The 15,813-nt window shown below is 64.2% G+C and carries 18 protein-coding genes and 5 pseudogenes; 10 read left to right on the top strand and 13 right to left on the bottom strand.

What is annotated here, in order from left to right:
- Positions 1-26: 26 nt before the first annotated feature.
- From G6N54_RS00400 to G6N54_RS00385, 4 genes and pseudogenes are all read left to right on the top strand, one after another.
- Positions 27-374 (top strand): MmpS family transport accessory protein, encoded by a 348-nt coding sequence (locus G6N54_RS00400; protein ID WP_179969136.1) that lies wholly within the window; start codon positions 27-29, stop codon positions 372-374.
- Entirely contained in the window at positions 374-1,672 is a 1,299-nt protein-coding gene (locus tag G6N54_RS00395) for a cytochrome P450 (protein WP_163788059.1), read from the top strand. Before G6N54_RS00400 ends, G6N54_RS00395 begins: the two co-directional genes overlap by 1 nt.
- A gap of 58 nt (positions 1,673-1,730) precedes the next feature.
- A pseudogene (locus tag G6N54_RS00390) lies at positions 1,731-2,291 on the top strand (ester cyclase).
- Positions 2,292-2,326: 35 nt separating this feature from the next.
- A complete protein-coding gene (locus G6N54_RS00385) occupies positions 2,327-2,824 on the top strand; it encodes a hypothetical protein (RefSeq protein ID WP_163788058.1) in 498 nt (165 codons plus the stop codon).
- Here the strand turns inward: G6N54_RS00385 and G6N54_RS00380 are convergent.
- On the bottom strand, positions 2,821-3,543 hold the full coding sequence (locus G6N54_RS00380; protein ID WP_163788057.1) for a haloacid dehalogenase type II: 723 nt from the start codon (positions 3,541-3,543) through the stop codon (positions 2,821-2,823). The genes G6N54_RS00385 and G6N54_RS00380 overlap by 4 nt on opposite strands.
- A 180-nt stretch (positions 3,544-3,723) precedes the next feature.
- Between G6N54_RS00380 and G6N54_RS00375 the strand changes: the two genes are divergently transcribed.
- The gene (locus G6N54_RS00375; RefSeq protein ID WP_163794347.1) at positions 3,724-4,035 is read left to right on the top strand and encodes a DUF202 domain-containing protein; all 312 of its coding nucleotides are present in this window, start codon (positions 3,724-3,726) and stop codon (positions 4,033-4,035) included.
- Positions 4,032-4,364, top strand: coding sequence for a DUF202 domain-containing protein (locus tag G6N54_RS00370; RefSeq protein ID WP_232073193.1), 333 nt, complete (start codon positions 4,032-4,034; stop codon positions 4,362-4,364). The genes G6N54_RS00375 and G6N54_RS00370 overlap by 4 nt, the downstream gene beginning before the upstream one ends.
- Positions 4,365-4,537: 173 nt before the next feature.
- Here the strand turns inward: G6N54_RS00370 and G6N54_RS00365 are convergent, their stop codons facing one another.
- Complete coding sequence (locus tag G6N54_RS00365; RefSeq protein ID WP_232073846.1) at positions 4,538-5,290, bottom strand: Rv3717 family N-acetylmuramoyl-L-alanine amidase; 753 nt, start codon at positions 5,288-5,290, stop codon at positions 4,538-4,540.
- Between the two features lie 237 nt (positions 5,291-5,527).
- Here G6N54_RS00365 and G6N54_RS00360 point away from each other — a divergent pair, with 237 nt between their 5' ends.
- Entirely contained in the window at positions 5,528-6,292 is a 765-nt protein-coding gene (locus G6N54_RS00360; protein ID WP_163788055.1) for a cutinase family protein, read from the top strand.
- A gap of 101 nt (positions 6,293-6,393) precedes the next feature.
- On the opposite strand, the pseudogene G6N54_RS31235 reads toward G6N54_RS00360, so the two are convergent.
- The 6 genes and pseudogenes from G6N54_RS31235 to G6N54_RS00335 form a co-directional block, all read right to left on the bottom strand.
- Positions 6,394-6,533: pseudogene (locus G6N54_RS31235) on the bottom strand (TetR/AcrR family transcriptional regulator); the annotation flags it as partial.
- A gap of 103 nt (positions 6,534-6,636) precedes the next feature.
- A complete protein-coding gene (locus G6N54_RS00355) occupies positions 6,637-7,191 on the bottom strand; it encodes a carboxymuconolactone decarboxylase family protein (protein WP_163788054.1) in 555 nt (184 codons plus the stop codon).
- On the bottom strand, positions 7,188-7,718 hold the full coding sequence (locus tag G6N54_RS00350; RefSeq protein WP_163788053.1) for a carboxymuconolactone decarboxylase family protein: 531 nt from the start codon (positions 7,716-7,718) through the stop codon (positions 7,188-7,190). Before G6N54_RS00350 ends, G6N54_RS00355 begins: the two co-directional genes overlap by 4 nt.
- A 13-nt stretch (positions 7,719-7,731) precedes the next feature.
- Positions 7,732-8,340: a dioxygenase family protein gene (locus G6N54_RS00345; protein WP_232073845.1), complete on the bottom strand. Its 609-nt coding sequence runs from the start codon at positions 8,338-8,340 to the stop codon at positions 7,732-7,734.
- A pseudogene (locus G6N54_RS30945) lies at positions 8,341-8,601 on the bottom strand (dioxygenase); the annotation flags it as partial.
- Between the two features lie 11 nt (positions 8,602-8,612).
- Positions 8,613-9,578: a quinone oxidoreductase family protein gene (locus tag G6N54_RS00335; protein ID WP_163788050.1), complete on the bottom strand. Its 966-nt coding sequence runs from the start codon at positions 9,576-9,578 to the stop codon at positions 8,613-8,615.
- Positions 9,579-9,857: 279 nt separating this feature from the next.
- Here G6N54_RS00335 and G6N54_RS00330 point away from each other — a divergent pair, with 279 nt between their 5' ends.
- Complete coding sequence (locus tag G6N54_RS00330; RefSeq protein ID WP_163788049.1) at positions 9,858-10,739, top strand: LysR family transcriptional regulator; 882 nt, start codon at positions 9,858-9,860, stop codon at positions 10,737-10,739.
- Between the two features lie 243 nt (positions 10,740-10,982).
- Here G6N54_RS00330 and G6N54_RS00325 read toward each other — a convergent pair.
- A pseudogene (locus tag G6N54_RS00325) lies at positions 10,983-12,141 on the bottom strand (DUF222 domain-containing protein).
- An 88-nt stretch (positions 12,142-12,229) separates the two neighbouring features.
- Here G6N54_RS00325 and G6N54_RS00320 point away from each other — a divergent pair.
- Positions 12,230-12,397, top strand: a complete 168-nt coding sequence (locus tag G6N54_RS00320) for a hypothetical protein (protein ID WP_163788048.1) — start codon at positions 12,230-12,232, stop codon at positions 12,395-12,397.
- A 3-nt stretch (positions 12,398-12,400) separates the two neighbouring features.
- Here the strand turns inward: G6N54_RS00320 and G6N54_RS30025 are convergent, their stop codons facing one another.
- From G6N54_RS30025 to G6N54_RS30015, 4 genes and pseudogenes are all read right to left on the bottom strand, one after another.
- On the bottom strand, positions 12,401-12,634 hold the full coding sequence (locus tag G6N54_RS30025) for a hypothetical protein (RefSeq protein ID WP_232073850.1): 234 nt from the start codon (positions 12,632-12,634) through the stop codon (positions 12,401-12,403).
- Positions 12,635-12,716: 82 nt separating this feature from the next.
- A pseudogene (locus G6N54_RS30020) lies at positions 12,717-12,788 on the bottom strand (HD domain-containing protein); the annotation flags it as partial.
- An 82-nt stretch (positions 12,789-12,870) separates the two neighbouring features.
- Positions 12,871-13,578: an EcsC family protein gene (locus G6N54_RS00310; protein ID WP_232073844.1), complete on the bottom strand. Its 708-nt coding sequence runs from the start codon at positions 13,576-13,578 to the stop codon at positions 12,871-12,873.
- Positions 13,579-13,640: 62 nt separating this feature from the next.
- On the bottom strand, positions 13,641-13,892 hold the full coding sequence (locus G6N54_RS30015) for a hypothetical protein (RefSeq protein WP_232073191.1): 252 nt from the start codon (positions 13,890-13,892) through the stop codon (positions 13,641-13,643).
- A 179-nt stretch (positions 13,893-14,071) separates the two neighbouring features.
- Between G6N54_RS30015 and G6N54_RS00305 the strand changes: the two genes are divergently transcribed.
- A complete protein-coding gene (locus tag G6N54_RS00305) occupies positions 14,072-15,631 on the top strand; it encodes a serine/threonine-protein kinase (protein WP_163788047.1) in 1,560 nt (519 codons plus the stop codon).
- Positions 15,632-15,813: the final 182 nt, after the last annotated feature.

Below are 15,813 nucleotides of genomic sequence, written 5' to 3'. Positions count from 1 at the left end.
TCGCTGGTGGTGACACGATGCATTTCATGAGAAAGCACCTCGCCGCACCATCGATGCTGCTGGCCGTCGGGATCGCATTCGCCAATGCCGGCGGCGTCGCGCAGGCGATACCCCAAATGCCCCAGGTCCGCTGCGAGGTCAATGGGCCCGCGGTCGCCCAGTTCATCTATTACCAAACCGACACCGGGCAGCTGCACCAGGTGAATGCGTCGCTGCCCTGGTCGACGGAGTTCACCGCGTTCGGCGGGCAGGTGTTCACGATCAGCGCCCAGGGGCCGGGGCCGATCTCCTGCAAGATTTTTATGGACGGCAACCTGGTCAGCGCCGCGACGGCGACGACGGGCGTGCCCGCGAGAACCGTTTGCGCGCACTGATGAGCCTCGACGCGGGCTTTGTGACGCGACCCAATGGGACGCCCCCGCCCGAGATCCCGCTCGCCGATATCCATCTCGAATCGCTCGACTTCTGGGTCCGTAACGACGACGTCCGCGACGCCGTGTTCGCCACCCTGCGCCGGGAGGCCCCGATCTCGTTCTGGCCGCCGATCGAGTACGAGGGATTCGAGACCGGCAACGGATATTGGGCGCTGACCAAGCTCGACGACGTCCACTTCGCCAGCCGTCATCCCGACATCTTCAGCTCCGCCAGCGGTATCACGGTCAACGACCAGACACCGGAATTGGCCGAGTACTTCGGCTCGATGATCGTGCTCGACGACCCGCGCCACCAGCGGTTGCGCTCGATCGTCAGCCGCGCGTTCACTCCGAAAGTGGTTGCCCGTATTGAGAATTCGGTCCGCGAGCGGGCTCATCGGCTGGTCACCTCGTTGAAGGCCTACCATCCCGACGGCGAGGCGGACCTGGTCACCGAGCTCGCCGGACCGCTGCCGCTGCAGGTGATCTGCGACATGATGGGCATCCCGGAGGAAGATCATCAGCGAATCTTCCACTGGACCAACGTGATTCTCGGGTTCGGCGACCCGGATCTGACGCTGGACTTCGAGGAGTTCATGCAGGTTTCGATGGACATCGGTGCCTACGCCGCGGCGCTGGCCGAAGATCGCCGGTCCAACCATCACGAAGATCTGACGACCGCCCTGGTCGAGGCCGAGGTCGACGGCGACCGGCTCACCTCCCAGGAGATCGCGTCGTTCTTCATCCTGCTGGTGGTGGCCGGCAACGAAACCACCCGCAATGCGATCAGCCACGGTGTGCTGGCCTTGTCCCACTTTCCCGAGCAGCGGGAGAAGTGGTGGTCGGACTTCGACGACCTGACTCCCACCGCGGTCGAGGAGATCATCCGGTGGGCCTCGCCGGTGATCTACATGCGCCGCACCCTGACCCAGGACTTCGAGTTGAGCGGTGTCGCGATGGCCGCCGGCGACAAGGTTGCGTTGTACTACAACTCGGCCAACCGCGACGAAACACGGTTCGACAATCCGTGGGCGTTCGACGTGGCGCGCAACCCCAATCCCCATCTGGGCTTCGGCGGCGGCGGCGCGCATTTCTGCTTGGGCGCCAACCTGGCTCGTCGCGAGATCCGGGTCGTCTTCGACGAACTGCGCCGCGAAATCCCGGACATCACGGTGACCGGTAAACCGGCACGGTTGCTGTCGCAATTCATCCACGGCATCAAGACCCTGCCGGCCGCCTGGACTCCGCCGCGGGGCTAGCTTCCCGGTACCGCATGCGCTATCACGCGGCCGCCGCGGCCCGGCTTACTCTGACCCCATGACAGCCCCCACGTTTCCCGCTCCGGAGGTCCTGGCCGCGCGCCAGAAACTCGTGCTCGACCACTTTCACGACGAGGTCCGCCAGGACTGGGACGACGTGCTGGCCACGTTCCCGCACCCGCACTACGAGCTGATCCCGCAGATGGTCATCCACGACGGAAACGACGCGGTGCGTGGCTACTACAACTACACGCACCGCGTTTCCCGATCAGGACCACGAGATCATCGCGCTGCGGCACAGCGCCGACGCGGTGATCGTCGAGTTCTGGTTGATGGGCACCCATCGGGGCTTCCTCGGCAAGGTTCCGCCACCGGCAGCCGGTTCCGGGTGCGCATGAACGCGTACTTCGTCTTCGACGACACCGAAACGCTTGTCTGCGAACGCATTTACTTCGACACGCTGACCATGATCAAACAGCTTCTCGGCGGGCTGGACATGAAGAAGCCGTCGAACTGGCTGCTGGCCGCACGCGCGGTGCGCGGGCTGCTGTCAATGGCCTCCGAAGGTCCGGACCCGGCGCTGACCAATACCGTGCCGCCGACGTTCCCGGAGGGCTAAACTCCTCCGCTAAGCGACATCCCGAGGAGGCCGCGATGCGGATGCGAAGCCTTCCTACGTTATGCGGCCTGGCGGCGGATTCGTTGCTCGCCGCGTGCGGTACCGACCCCGCCAAAAACACAATCACCCCGCACGCCACGGCAAGGCCATCCACGGCGGCGGCCGCAGCACTTGGCTCGCACGCCGAAAAATGGATCGACCTCCAAGTCGGCGATTGCGTCGCCGACCTTCCGCCGGCCGATCTCAGCCGGGTGACCATCACCGTCGTCGATTGCGCCACAGCGCATTTGGCCGAGACGTTCTTGCGCGCACCGATGGCCGTCGACACCGCGGTCTTCACCTTCGCCAACCGGGACTGCACCGCCGCGTTCGCTCCCTACACCGGCAAATCCCTGGACGGAAGCGGCTTTTCGATCACCTATCTGATCGACTCGAACCAGGATCGCACCGGTGCCGATCCGACCCCGAGCACGCTGATCTGCCTGTTGCAATCTGCCACCGGTCAGCCGCTGACCGGATCAGCACGCCGTTAAGACGGCCACCACACACCGAGCTGGTCGGCGAGGTCGAGGAAGTCCGACGCGTTGATGTCGAACTCGTCCGAATACTCCACGTCGGCATCGCCTCCGACCCCGAACTCCAGCGGGCGCGCAATGAACGCCGTGCGAAAGCCGAGCTGAGAAGCCGCGCGGATGTCGTACTTGTGGCTTGCCACCATCATGATCTCGGCGGGATCCAGACCCAGGTAGGTCGCGGCCATCCGATAGATCGTCGGGTCCGGCTTGAACACCCCGGCCATCTCCGCGGCGAAGATCGCGTCCCACGGCAATCGTGCTCGTTTGGACAGGTTGATGACCGCGGACACGTCGGCGTTCGACAGCGTCGCCAAGGTGAATTCGCTCTTGAGCCAGGACAGCCCGGGGGCGACATCGGGCCAGGGCTCGAGTCGTTGCCAGGCCAGCGTGAGCTCTTCGCGCTCGGCATCGCTGAAGCCGCCGATGCCGCACTCCTCCAGCAACGTCTCCAAGGCAAAGCGGTACACCGAGTGCACCGATACCCATCCGCTCTGTCGACTCCGCGCGGCCTCCAATGCGGCGAAATAACCCGCGCGCCAACGCCGAACCAGGTCGGGCCAATCGGCATCCGGGTGACGCCCGGCGCTGATCCGCTCCGCCTCGTCGCAGACCGTCGAGAAGAAATCCGTCGCGGTGCCCTGCACGTCGAACAGCAACGCCTTAACCACAACCTTCATGATGCCGTCAGGTTCTGGGCAGCGGCATGGCGGCGCCACGTCGTGAGTTAAAATCAGAGCTATCTAAATTATTTTCTCGACACGCCTTGTGAGGTATCCGTGCCAGACAACGCCATCGCGCCGACTGGCGAACGTCACGCCGACAGCACCGAAGAGATCGAACCCGACTACCGGTTCACGATGGCCAACGAGCGGACCTTCCTATCCTGGCAGCGCACCGCGCTGGGGCTGCTCGCTGCGGCGGTCGCCCTGGTGCAGCTCGTCCCGGAGATGACGGTCCCCGGCGCCCGGCGGCTGCTCGGTCTCGCCCTGGTGGTCCTCGCTCTCCTCACCAGCGGGATGGGGCTGCTGCGCTGGCAGCAGGCCGATCATGCGATGCGCCGAGGGGACGCGTTGCCCCGGCACCCGTCACCGGCCTACCTCGCGGTGGGTCTCAGCATCGTCGGTCTGGTCGCGCTGGCGTTGATCATCCTCAAGGTGGTCTCGGCTTGACCCAGGCGGCGGCGCACGGCAACCCGATCGGCGGGCTTCAGCCCGAACGCACGGTACTCGCCTGGAGCCGGACGTCGTTCGCGTTTCTGGCCAACGGCGTACTGCTGGCGATCAGGGAAATCCACAGCGCCCACGGGTGGGCACCGTTGGTCCCGGCGGGTGTGGCGCTCCTCGCGGCGTTGTGTACCTACGTGATCGCGTTTCGGCGGCAGGCGATACTGCAGCGGCGGCCACTTCCGGCGCACATCAGCCCTCGTCGCCCCGTGTACATCATCGGGATAGCCACCATGATGCTGATCGCCATGGCCACAGCAGCGCAGCTGGTGTAAACCCTGCGCGTACACTGCCACCAAACCTGCTGTTTACCACGACGTTTCGCTGTAGCGCTGCGGATGCGACTCGCAGAACAGCCCCCTACAATCGGCGTGCCGCTTGAAGCCGTGCTGCCACCGATCCCGATTGGCCGACGGATGTCCCCAAAGAGGCCGTCCCGGGCTGAGTTTCAGTGGCCGTTCAGAAAAGCGACGATCCCCTGCGTGACGGCCGCGGCGTACTTCGCCCGGCCGCCCACGCTTTGCATCAGCGCCGCTTCCTGCGCGTTTCTCATGTTGCCGAGTTCGACGAGCACCGCCGGGTACTGCGCCAGGTTCAGGCCGGCGAGGTCGGCGCGCCCATAGAGACCATCCGACCCGACGTAGGTGGACTGGTGAAAACCAGCCTGCACCAGGGCATCACGCATTGTGCGTGCCAACTGCACGGCCGGGCCCGCCTGAACATCGTTGAGCGGCGGGCTCGAGTAGTTGACATGGAATCCGCTGCCGGACGGCGGGCCACCGTCGGCATGAATGCTCACGATCGCGTCGGGATGCATCGCGTTGGCCTGTGCGGCACGCGCGTCGACGCACGGACCAACAGAACTGTCGTTGTCGCGAGACAGCGCGGTGTTGACCCCCATCTGCCGCAGCGATTCACTGATCAGACCGACGACGGCCCAATTGAACGCGTGCTCCGGGTAGCCGTCGTTGGTTGCCGCTCCCGACGTTTGGCACGCCTTGGTGCCGCCCCGGCCATTCGGAACCTGCTGGTTTATCGACGCGTCATTCACGGCGTTGTGGCCCGCGTCCAGGAAGACCGAAGCACCGGCGAGGTCGGCGGAAGCAGGCGAGGCAACAAGCGTTGTCACACCGACGATCGCGGGCCCGAAGCCGGCAAGTTTCAAGACCTGGCGTCTGGAAACAGATTTCGGCCGGCCGATCGCTCGTGGCGCAGGCGGATCGCTCACCGCGCGATGGTAACAATCCCTCTGTATGCTCAGGATCAAGCCGATTGATTTGTAAAGGCACGACATCGGGACCGGCCAGCAGTCCTTCGGTATTGACCGGGGATATATCAGGCCAAATAAGACCACGGCAGTCTTCTGCGTGTCGCTTTTGTGGTCACTGGCAGCGGTGGTGAACTGGTCTTGGAACTCAAAGGTTTGGGATGGACACCGATGGGCAAATATCTCGGCATGATTGCCGGTCACATCAATCGATTCGTCAAACCCACCGCAATAGCAGCCGTGGGCCTTGGCACTAGTTTCCTTGTCTCCCCTACTCCCTCGGCATCGGCCGAGCCATGCCCCGACGTTCAAGTGGTGTACGCGCGTGGCACCGGCGAGCCGCCTGGCATCGGCGCGACCGGGCAGGCCTTCGTCGATAACCTGCGTGGGCGCGAAGCCGGAAAGTCCGTCGACGTCTATGCCGTCAACTACCCCGCCAGTGATGAGTGGTCCACCGGGCTCGACGGCATTCGCGACGCCGGCGCTCACGTGGTGTCGATGGCGGGCAGCTGCCCCAAGACCAAGATGGTGCTCAGCGGCTTCTCCCAGGGCGCGGCCGTGATGGGTTTCGTCACCTCGGCGGCCGTGCCCGACGGGGTCGACCCGGCGACCGTGCCCAAGCCATTGTCACCCGACATCGCCGATCACGTCGCGGCGGTGGTGCTCTTCGGAACGCCTAACACGCGGGCCATGAACTTCCTTGGCCAACCTCAGGTAGTCATCGGCCCGACGTATGCCGCCAAGACCATCAAGGTCTGCGCCACCGACGACCCGGTGTGTTCGGACGGAATGGACTTCGCCGCCCACAACACCTACGCCGACGGCGGCGCCTATATCGACAAGGGCGCATCCTTTGCGGCGGCCCGGATCGACGCGGCCCCCGGCGGACCGGCGGTAGTGGTGCACTCGCCCACCGGCGGCGGCTTCGGCAACTAAAAACCTCTCAGCGGGCCACGGCGAAGTCCCCCTTCGCCGTGGTCCGTTTGTGTTGTGCTGTAGCAGAACGATTTTGATGCGAGCCTCACGTTTGCGGTCGGCAGTCCGATGCCGGCCGCGAAGGTCAACTCCGCGCGCAGCCTGACGTCGTCGTGGCTGAACCCGCAGTCGCCGTGTCCTTTGCGACCGAACGCAGTAGGCGGCGGTCCGCGTCGCGGATGTTGGCGGCGACGGCCTCGTCGGTGCAGCCAGTCGTCGGCCGACAGGCGCGGCGAGGGCTTACGCGCTGCCAGGTCGCGCGACGTTACGGGCAATCAGGCCCCCGTCGTTACACTTGTGCAAAACTAGTCCGGCGCGTGAATGGGCAGCGTCGGCAGCCGCGCGGTTTCGTCGAGGTCGACGTCGAGCGCGTTGAGCATCAGCGCCAGCCCCGTGTAGCGGGCGATGACCATCAATATTTCCACGGTGGCCTCCGACCCGAGCGCCTCGCGCACCTGAACCACCAGCTGCGCCGCCACATTGTGAGTGGAGACAAGCTCGGTTGTCAGCCGCAAAACCGCGAGCTCGGTGGCGTCGAAATGGCCTGTTTGCCAATCGGACTCGGTGGTGACTGCGCTGATCTCATCGGCGCTGACACCGGCCGTCAGGGCGACGTCGCGGTGCTGGCCGAGCTCGTAGGCGCTGTCCATCAGGAAGGCGGTGCGCAGCGTCACCAGTTCGCGCAGCCGCCTGGTCAGCACCGGGCTGGTCAGACCGCCGCGACCGGCCAGCATCCAGCCGGTGTAGACGTTCTCGGCGTTCGCCATCGTGCGGTAGACGTTGAGATTGCCGCGCTCCCTCGTTAATTCGCGGGCCTGCTCGGTCATGTCTTCGAGGCGGCGGTACGGAATGCGAGTCATGCCTGAAACCTTGCGGTGTCGTCGATCTCCAGGTCGGCCGCGTTGAGCACCAGGGCCAGCCCGTAGTAGCAGCTGACGATCATCAGCAATTCGGTGAGCGCCGCGTCGCCGAAGACGGCCTGCGCGGTGGCGAAGGACTCGTCGCCGAGATGGTGGGTGGTGCACAACTCGTCGACGACGGCCAGCGCCGCGCGTTCGTCCGCGTCGAAGCCGGCGCCGTCGAGATTGCCGGTCGCCAGCGCGTCGAGCTGCTGGTCAGTGAGCCCGGCGGCTTTTCCGAGCCGCACGTGCTGGCCAAGCTCATACGCCGAGCCCTGCAGATGAGCCACCCTTAAGACGACCACTTCCCGCATCCGCGCGCTGAAGGTCGGGCTGGCGAACAGCTCGTCAACCATCTGGGTCCATCCGGGAAACACGTTGGGCGCGTTGGCCAGTAGCCGAAAGACATTGAGGTTGCCACGACGGGCCGACCACTCGCGGATGTGCTCGGGTTGCTGCTCGAGGTCGACGAGCGGGATGCGTGTCATGGTCGCAATCCTTTCACTCTGCGGCCAGCGTGAACGTCCAGTCCAGCGTGACGAAGGGTTCGTCGACTGGTGTTCCGTCCGGCGCGACGCCCGGTTCGTGGTGCACGAAGTCGGCCTGCAGCGAGTCCTGGTCGGCGAAGACGGCGTCGCGTCCAATGTAGGGGTCGTCTTTGAGAAATAGCTGGGTGATCAGTGAGTGGTAGCCGTCGGCGTGGAACCAGAAGTGCACGTGCTGGGGGCGCATCACGGATCGGTTGGCGGCGCGCATGATCTCCCCACACGGGCCGTCGGTGGGCACCGGGTAGTAGCGCGGTGTGATGGAGCGGTACCAGAAGCGCCCGCCCTCGTCGGTGGTCAGCAGCGCGCGCATGGCGAATTCGTTGTGCAGCTGCTCTGTTTGCTGAACGTCGTAGCACCCTTCACCGTCGCTATGCCAGGTGTCGACGTGGGCACCTTTGATGGGCTCGCCCTTCTCGTTGACGACCCGGCCGGTGACGAACATCGGGGTTCCCGCAACGCCATTGGAGATGTCGTCTCCGTTGTTCGCCGTCGGACGGCCTTCGACATAGAACGGGCCGAGCAGGGCGGAGTCGGTGGCTGAGCCCCCGGGGTTCTCGTTCATCGTGTCCAGCAGCATCGACAGGCCGAGGATGTCGGAGGCCAGCACCACTTCCTGGCGCGTCGGGCTGGAGATCTTGCCGAGCCGTTCGATGAAGTCCATTGCGGTGAACTATTCGTCGCCGGTTAGCCGCACCTCGCGGGCGAAGTCATGGATGTGCTGCACCATGCTGACCATCAATTGCTTGAAGCGCTCATCGGTGGAGGTGTCGAAGGTCTTTTGCACGGCCTCGGTAATCGTGTGTTCGGTCAGGTTGGTGGACATGGGTGTGCCTTTCAGGGGTTGATCACCACGCGGCCGGCGATTCGGCCGCCGACCGCTTCGTACGCGGCTGCGCTTTGGTCGAGGGGGTAGCGGGCGGCGATGGGCAGTGGCCGGAACTCGCCGGATTCGAAGTGGGGCAACATCTTCTGCAATAGTCGCGCGGAGTCTGTGACGCCGAGTTTACCGGTGTCCACACCGAAGATGCGGGTTTCGTTGCGGTACAGCGCTTTTATGTCGATCGTGACTTCTGGCGAACCGGTGGTGCTGATGACGACGAGCCGGCCGCGGTGCGCGAGCGACGCCAGTGCCGCGTTTGTGGTGACACCGCCGACGGCGTCGTACACGACCTCGACACCTTTGCCGTCGGTGAGTCGTCTGACCTCGGAGGCGACGTCGGGGCCGAGGGTGACAAATTCGTCGATGGCGTTGGCGGCGGGTGTTTCCGGTTCGGGTTTGCGACGGCCCACGCCGATCACTCGGGCGCCCAGCCCGTGCGCGATCTGCGCGACCGCACCGCCCACTCCCCCGGAGATACCGAAGATTGCGATCGTTTCGCCGGCCGCGAGTTGCGCCGTCTCGACCGCGCCGTACCAGGCGGTCACGAAGTTGACGCCGACGGTCGCGGCCTCGTCGAAGGTCAGTTTTTCCGGTTGGCGTGCCAGTGCTTCGACGGGCACCGTGATGAGCTCGGCGTGCGAGCCGTCGCGGTTGAAGCCGACGTCCCCGCCGGTGCCCCACACTCTTGCGCCTTCCCATTCGGGTGGACCATCGACGACGACGCCGGCGAAGTCCCGTCCGGGGGTGCGCGGCAGCACGGTCCAGTCCATCAGGCCGGCAACGTTTTTCACGTCGGACGGGTTGACCGATGCCGCTTCGACGCGGATCACCGCGTCCTGTTCCGCTGCGTTCGGATCTGGCAGATCTTCGATGTGCAGGACGGTGGGGTCACCGAACGTGTCAAAGCGCAAGGCTCGCATGGCTGTTCCTCCGGGAGGTGATGGTCACTTTAGCTGTCGAGTTGGGTGCCGTGCCGGGCTCGTGGGGTGCGGACCCGGCCCGGAATGGGTCGTTTCCCCTGACCGTTGCGCGGCTCGCGGTTTGCCGGGCGTCGGGTGGCGACACAACGGCCAGCTTGGCCAGGCTGTTCCGAGTCATCGTGTCCTCCCATCAACTGGTTCAAGACAACACCTCGCGACTGATCTATTCCAACGCTGAAGATCGATCAAAACGATCGCTGCTCGCGATAGATTGTCTGGATGGAGTTGCGGCAGCTGGAGTACTTCGTCGCGGTGGCCGCGGAGCTCAACTTCTCGCGGGCGGCCCAGCGGATCCATGTCGTGCAGTCCGCGCTGTCGGCATCGGTGGCCAGGCTGGAAAAGGAACTGGGTGTCGAGCTGTTCGACCGGTCCAAGCGCCAAATCGTGCTCACACCTCCCGGCGAGGTCTTCCTGCAGCATGCCCGCGACGTCATCCACACCGCGCAGCGCGCGCAGGCGTCGGTGGCGGACTACCGCGATCAGCTGACCGGCACCGTCACGCTGGGCACGCTGATGTCCTGGGGTGGGCTGAATCTCGCGGCGGTGCTCGAAGAGTTCCGTCGCCTGCACCCGTTGGTGTCGGTTCAGCTGCGCCAAAGCCTCACCGGGTCGGCCGGCCATCTCGACGCGATCGCCGACGGCAAGATGGACCTCGCGCTGGTATCCCTGTCCTCATCGCCGTCGCGGTTGGTTGCGGTCCGCGAATTGACGCATGAGCCGATGGTTTTCGTTTGCGAATCCAGCCATGCGTTGGCGCGTCGTCGCCATGTCTCTTTGGGGAATCTCGACGGGCTGGACTTCATTAACTTCCCGCGCGGGTGGGGAATCCGCCAGCGCCTCGACGCGGGTTTCGCCGAGGCGGGCGTGCATCCGACGAGCGCCTACGAAGTCGCCGACTACGCGATCGCCGCTGAGCTGGTGCGACACCGGCTGGCCGCAACCGTGCTGCCGATCAGTGCGGCCGAGCGGTTCCCCGACCTACGCACGATTCCGTTGAGCCCGTCGCTGACCTGGACGCTGTATCTGGCCTCAGCGGCGTCCCAAACCGGCGGCGCCGTAAAGGCTCTCGTCGACACGATTACGCGGTATGTCGAGAACTGACTTTCATTGCGCTGCAAGGGATCTGTGCCGGTCTCGTCGTCCAAGTCGGGGTGGCGCGCCGGTGGTGCGCATGTCGGCGCGGATCGCGGTGAGGGCGTTGCCGAGGTCGTCGGGGTGGCGGGCCGGTAGTGCGGGCCTGGTTGCCAGCGTTGAATTTCACGATGCAGTATCGCGAATTTCTTGACGCCCCAACCCGTTTAAGCTTTGATCCGGTGCTGGTCATGACCGGCGGCGGTGAGCTACCTAGTTGGTTGTTGGTGGCGGTTGGGGTTGGAAAGGTTGGTACCACCACCATTGGGCGCGTTCCCCGGTGGGCCCGGGGCAGGGTGGGACATCGGGCGGGGCATGGGTGGGCGGCCGTGCCAGCGACCCTGGGCGCAGCGGTCGGCCGTCCTCGTCGGTAACGGTGAGATCGTCTGCGGGTCCGCTGATGGTGATGACGCCCCGGTGGTGCAACCGATGGTGGTACGCGCACACCAAGACCAGGTTGGACAACTCGGTGGGACCGCCGTCTTCCCAATGGCGGATGTGGTGTGCGTGCAGACCGCGGGTGGCCCCACAGCCGGGAACCGCACACGTTTGGTCGCGGTGCTCGAGGGCGCGGCGGAGCCGCCGGTTGATCAACCGCGTCGTGCGCCCGGCGCCGATGACCTCGCCATCCCGTTCGAACCACACCTCACAGGTGGCATCACAGGTGAGGTACTGGCGTTCGGCGTCGGTGAGCAGCGGACCCAGATGCAGCGCCGCCGTGCGCTGCGCCACATCGACGTGCACGACCACGGTGGTGTGCTGCCCGTGCGGGCGCCGCCAGTGTCGTGGTCCCGCTTCCACTCGGCGATCAGCGCATCACGATGAGACGCCAGTGCCGCGTCGAACTTCGCCGCGTCCGGGTGCGCAAGTTTGATCCGCCAGCACGTGAACTCCTCGTCAGAGGTCTGGGTGATCGAGGCCTGCGGCTGCGGCCAAGCGGGTTCGGGTGCGGGGCGCGGTTCCAGCTTGACCGCGGTGCGCAACTGGCTGACGGTGGCAACGCTGGCCAACGCCGCGTAATGCTCATCAGAGCCGTCGCTCGCTCGGGCCGCGATCACCCCGACCGATCCAGTGACAGCCGACCCTCCCGCATCCCCTGCGTGCAGCGGGGAAACTCCTCCCAGCGGCGCGCCACCGTGGCGATCGTATGGGCATTGCCCGAGGAAGAACCCAGCTTCCACCCCAGCAACGCCGCCACCGACCGCGCCCCCGTCATCCCACACAACCCGTCACGATCGATCTCGGCGGCGATCTCCACAATGCGCCCATCAACCGCATTACGCTGACCAGCCAACTCCGCCAACTCATCGAACAACACCTCAAGCCGCTCCTTAGGGCTCACCGCCGCGGGAACCGATGTGGTCGAAGACATAACAAGATCTTCGCAACCGGGGCCGACAAATTTCGGCCGCTCAACTCCACGCCGGGCACGCCTCGCGTCCGTATCCACAGTCACGAGTTTGTCCACAGACTCTGCCGACCATCGACCGTGGTTGGCGGTGGCTCGTCGCAACCACCGCCAATCCGAAATCGTCAGCCCGCCGCTGTATCTGGCCTCCGCGCAGTCTCAAACCGGCGGCGCCGTGCCGACACTTGCGGACACCATCAGCCGTTACGTCGATTGCTGAAAGCTATTGTGCCGCACGCGCTCTGCGGCGGACACCGTCGTCGAAGTCGGCATCTAGTGCCGCGTAGGCGCCCGCATACTTCTGGGTGAGGCGGGCCCGGTCGGACTCGGGCAGCGTGGCCAGGCGATCGGGATCGGTGTTGTCGGCCAGGTCCGCGAGCGGTTGGGTGCTCGCTAATGCGCTGGTAGTAGGTGGCGGACGGCTGGTCGTCGCGGCGGGTGAGCAGCTCGATCGCATCGATCGCTTGGGCGGGGATACCGCGCTCGGCTAGTTCGGCCGCGTCGATGGCGGTGTCCTCGATGACGTCGTGAAGCAATGCCGCGACGACGGCGTCGGTGTTGGCGGGATCGACGTAGGACGCCACCCTGCGGACGTGTCCGACATAAGGCATGCCCGCCTTGTCGACCTGGCCCGCATGCGCCTCGGCCGCAATTGCGTCTGCCACAGCTATGGGGTCCAACGCGCCCGTCCTTTCACTCGCCGGGGTGGACGCCTTCCGACTTCAGGATGTCGACAACATCAATCGCCGCTAGATCATCGTCGGCGGAATCGACATTAATTGCGATGGGCTCGGTTTCGCCGCCCTTTTCGCACAAGAAGCGCTCGCGGTACGCCCAATACGCAGCATCGGCAATCGCGTTGACCGTCTTCCAGTTCAAGGCCGCGCCGATACCGACTCCGACGACGGGCAGCAGCTGCAAGATCCTCTTGTTCATCAACTTCTGGCTGAACTCAACGGCGAAGCGTTGAGCAACTTTGTCGAACTCCTGCTGGTCGAGCTGATACCAAGCCTCATTTTCATTGAGTCTTTCTGTCAATGCTGTGAGCTGTTGGTAGGCAGCGGCTTTTGCCGATGCCGTCGTTGCCAGGGCTAGCCCGATGACTTGCATCATGAAGATCTCCTCGGCGGGATCACGCGGGTCGTAGCCGTAATAGAGGGCATCCCGCGCCACGACGCCGGTGCAAGCGGTCAAAAGCGCGGCGGCATCGACACCCATCGCAGCAACGACGGTACCGAGTCCCGGTGCGGCTGAGACTCCGCCAGTTGCGACCGAACCGGCAGTTGCCACTACCTCGCCGCTGTTGATGGCAAGGCCGGCTGCCGCACCTTCTGCCGCTGCGGATAGCGAGTAGGCGTGATGCAAGAGCGTGAATGACGCCACCTCGTCCACGGTTTTCAGGTCGAGCTTCCTGATGTCTTCGATGTGATCTACGGCGTGACCATTTTTCGCATAGGCACCGATTACTTGAGCGTCAGACGTTGACTCGTCCTGCTCATGACTTTGCCCGCGCCCGCCGCCGCTCCGTCGAACAGTGCAGTGCCTTGGTCTTTCGCCTCGCGAAGGCCGGGCAGCTTCAGCACCTGGCCCGCCAGCCCCGAGCTCAATCCACTTACCGTGAAGGGAATTAATCGACGCGACGACCGCTTAAGGGTTCGCTTTTTGTGCGCGTTGACCCTCTTGAGCTGTTCTTGCTCGTACTCAGATAACGCCACCCGATGCTCCCGACGTAAATGTGCCCAGGGACATCTTCCCCTCGCTCAGCCCCAAAGGCATGCGCAGAGTCACAGCCTGTGGCATGTGCGCATTGAGCAGGTACAAGGCTTCTTGGGCAAACGTCTGCGTACCCAACCCTCGCGGCGGATACTGGCTTCGACGAAGAAGGGAAGATGCGGTGAAGTCGCTCGTCGGCGAGACGTTCGGTAAGTACGAAATTAGGCGCCTGCTCGGAAAAGGCGGGATGGGCGAGGTCTACGAGGCTTACGACGCCGAAAAGGGTAGGACCGTCGCACTGAAGCTACTCAAGGAACAATACGCAGAAGATGGGGCATTTCGCGCCCGGTTCTTGCGTGAGTCGCGTGCCGCCGCAGTTCTTCAAGAGCCACACGTGATCCCCATCCATGATTGGGGCGAAATCGACAACGTTCTCTACATCGACGTGCGACTCGTCCAAGGTGAAACACTATTTGACTTGCTCAAAAGAAGGGCGATCGACCCGGACCGTGCAGTAGCCATCATTGGGCAGATCGGGGCGGCCTTGGATGCGGCTCATGCCCAAGGGCTTATCCATCGCGACGTGAAGCCGCAGAACATTATCGTGACACCGGATGACTTCGCATACTTGGTGGACTTTGGTATCGCAGAGACCACGGGCGAGACTCGTCTGACGATGGCGGGCTATCAAGTTGGCAGCTTTGACTACATGGCTCCCGAACGATTCGGCGATACGGAAGCCACCCCTGCCGTCGACGTCTACTCGCTGGCCTGCGTGCTCTACGAGGCGCTGACAGGCGCCAAACCGTTTCCAGTGCACAGCGCAGAACAAATCATTGGCGCTCACCTGGCATCCCAACCCCCGCGCCCCAGCGCAGTAAATACGCGCATTCCCGCGTCCTTCGACGAGGTCATCGGGCGTGGCATGGCAAAACACCCCAACGATCGCTACGGGAGTGCCGGAGCATTGGGACGCGCAGCAAAGCGCGCACTTTCAGTAGAACCTGCCCTGTCCCAGCCGGATACGCTCCTCGCGCCACGGCACGTCGCCGGGCCACCCAGCTTCCCTCCGTTTATCGCTCAATATGGTCCTCGTGCAACAGGTCCCACCATTGCGAACACGGGTGATAGCGGGCGCTCAAGACACCTAATCGTCGTTACCGCTATCGGAATCGCCGCAGCACTTGTAGTGGGCGGAGTTGGAGTGGCCATCGGTCTCCTTGCCAATCGAAATTCCAGTTCGGAGCCAGCAACGTCGTCACTTGTCCCCTACTCCAACCCAGTGCCAACGGCGTACGACACGGCATCGCCTTCGACATCGCGCACGGCCCAAGCGACCACCACGGCGACGTCTGCGTCCAAAGAACCCGCACAGCAACTGCGACAAATCGCCAATGACGATCACTCATCCGTATACACAAATCTTGCTGACCGCTGGGTCCCTCAACTTAGCTCGAAGCGTCCCGGGGTCGTCGACAACGGCGTCGTGTGGGACAACGCTATGACGCTTCAGGAACACTTGCAGCTCCGACAGCACTACCCAGGTGTGAAATTGCTCTGGTCGGGCGACTGGTCGACGTTTTCTGGACCTGACTTCTGGGTCACCGTGGCGGGCATTACATTTCAGGACTCCGCTGGTGCGCTGACATGGTGCAGAAGCCAGGGATTTGATCGGGACCACTGCGCCGCTAAAATCATCAGCACAACGCATGCTGTCGCGGGTAGTACCGCATACAACTGATCCACTGGCTGCAAATGGCGATACTGCAGTCCCACGCCGTATTGGGTCGAAGAGCTGTAGAACCGCCTACGATCGGGCTGTGGTAGTTCCTGGTGACGTCGTTTCCTACTTGGACATGTGCCGCGAGGAAGGGATCAGTTTGCAGCGCGGTATGAATTACCGCAGCGAAAGACCTAGCGTGG

Source organism: Mycobacterium stomatepiae (assembly GCF_010731715.1).
GTDB classification, from domain to species: domain Bacteria; phylum Actinomycetota; class Actinomycetes; order Mycobacteriales; family Mycobacteriaceae; genus Mycobacterium; species Mycobacterium stomatepiae.
Note: the sequence above shows the minus strand (reverse complement) of the source record. Positions and strands in the feature narration are given on the sequence as shown.